Consider the following 1502-nt stretch of genomic DNA (forward strand, 5'->3'; position numbering starts at 1 on the left):
ATTCTGAGTTATACCAAAAACAGTAGGACCACTACCAGACATAAGAGCACTCAAAACACCTTCTTCTATCAATCTATTTTTAATTCTTCCCACTTCCGGGTATTTTTTAATAATTAAACTTTCAAAAGAATTAAATAAATTTTTAGCAATTTCCTGGGATTTCCCCTCTTTTAAAGCTTTAAGCATCGCTTTAGTATTATTCTTTTCTTTTTTAATGCTATCTAAATCGAGATTATTATAAGCCCAATTAGTGGATATATTAAAACCAGGATTTAGTATGATCATCCATAACGGAGGAGTAATTGAGGATAAAGGGGTCAACTTTTCCCCTCTCTGATAAGCCAGCGCTGTCCCATTCTGTATAAAAAAGGGGACATCCATCCCCAATTCTTCTCCTATCCCCCTTAAATCTTCATTACTTAAATTCAAACTAAAAAGTTTATTTATTCCTATTAAAATAGTAGCAGAATTAGCCGAACCCCCCGCCAGACCACTGGCTAAGGGAATTTTTTTTTCAATTTCTATTTTAACTCCCTTTTTTATTCCATATCTATTAATAATTTTCTCTGCTGATCTATAGGCTAAACTGTTAGCATTAACTGGAACTTCAGGATGATTGCATTTTATCTTTATCCCTTCCTTTTCTTCAGTAATAACCACTTGATCTGCCAAATTAATTGATTGCATTATAGCCTCTATTTCATGATATCCATCCTCACGTCTGCTTAAAATGTTTAGGGTTAAATTTATTTTCGAATAACTATTTATTTTAATTTTATTCATAGTTTAAATTTTAATCCCCTCTTTAAAAAATTCTCCACTATAACTATATCAAAGGGAGTGGTTATTTTAATATTTTCTTCAGAACCAACTATCATTTTTACTTTATACCCATATCTTTCTACAACTGTAGCGTCATCAGTTGCAAAAAACCTACTTTTATAAATCTGATGATAAGCAGATAAAATTATATCGTATTTAAAAGTCTGAGGGGTTTGAGCTCTCCATAATTCTTTTCGTTTAAGAGTTTTATTTATAAAAAAATCTTTTCCACTCTTTTTTACTGTATCGTTAATAGGAATAACTGCAATTGCTGCTCCATATTGTTGGGCTGCTTTAATCGAATCTTGAATAAGGTTTTCTTCTACTAAAGGACGAGCACCATCGTGGATTACCACTATATCTGTATCAGTATCCAGTGTTTTTAGTCCATTATATATCGAATCCTGCCTGGTCTCTCCTCCGTCAATTAACTTTTGGACCTTAGAAAAATTATATTTTAATATTATATTTTTCCAACACAGCTCTTTTTCTTCACAGTTAACAGTGAGATATATTTTTTCAATAAACTTACATTGTTCAAATTTTTCAATGGTATAAGCTAAAATTGGCTTCCCAAAAATAGGGATAAAGGGCTTACTTATTTTAGAATTCATTCTTTTGCCCGAACCAGCAGCTGCAATTAAAGCTACAACTTTCATCTTTTTCCATCCAATTTACCA

2 protein-coding genes are annotated in these 1502 nt (G+C 31.6%); both read right to left on the minus strand.

Annotated features, from left to right (window positions below; all coding sequences use genetic code 11):
• Nucleotides 1–783, minus strand: a 783-nt coding sequence (ispE, locus tag COZ07_RS08895; protein ID WP_406608210.1) for a 4-(cytidine 5'-diphospho)-2-C-methyl-D-erythritol kinase, incomplete at its 3' end; no start/stop codon positions are given.
• Nucleotides 780–1481, minus strand: a complete 702-nt coding sequence (gene ispD, locus COZ07_RS08900; RefSeq protein ID WP_406608211.1) for a 2-C-methyl-D-erythritol 4-phosphate cytidylyltransferase — start codon at nucleotides 1479–1481, stop codon at nucleotides 780–782. The genes ispE and ispD, both read right to left, overlap by 4 nt.
• Nucleotides 1482–1502 lie beyond the last annotated feature (21 nt).

The sequence above is a fragment of the Candidatus Infernicultor aquiphilus genome, assembly GCF_002784285.1.
GTDB classification, from domain to species: domain Bacteria; phylum Atribacterota; class Phoenicimicrobiia; order Phoenicimicrobiales; family Phoenicimicrobiaceae; genus Infernicultor; species Infernicultor aquiphilus.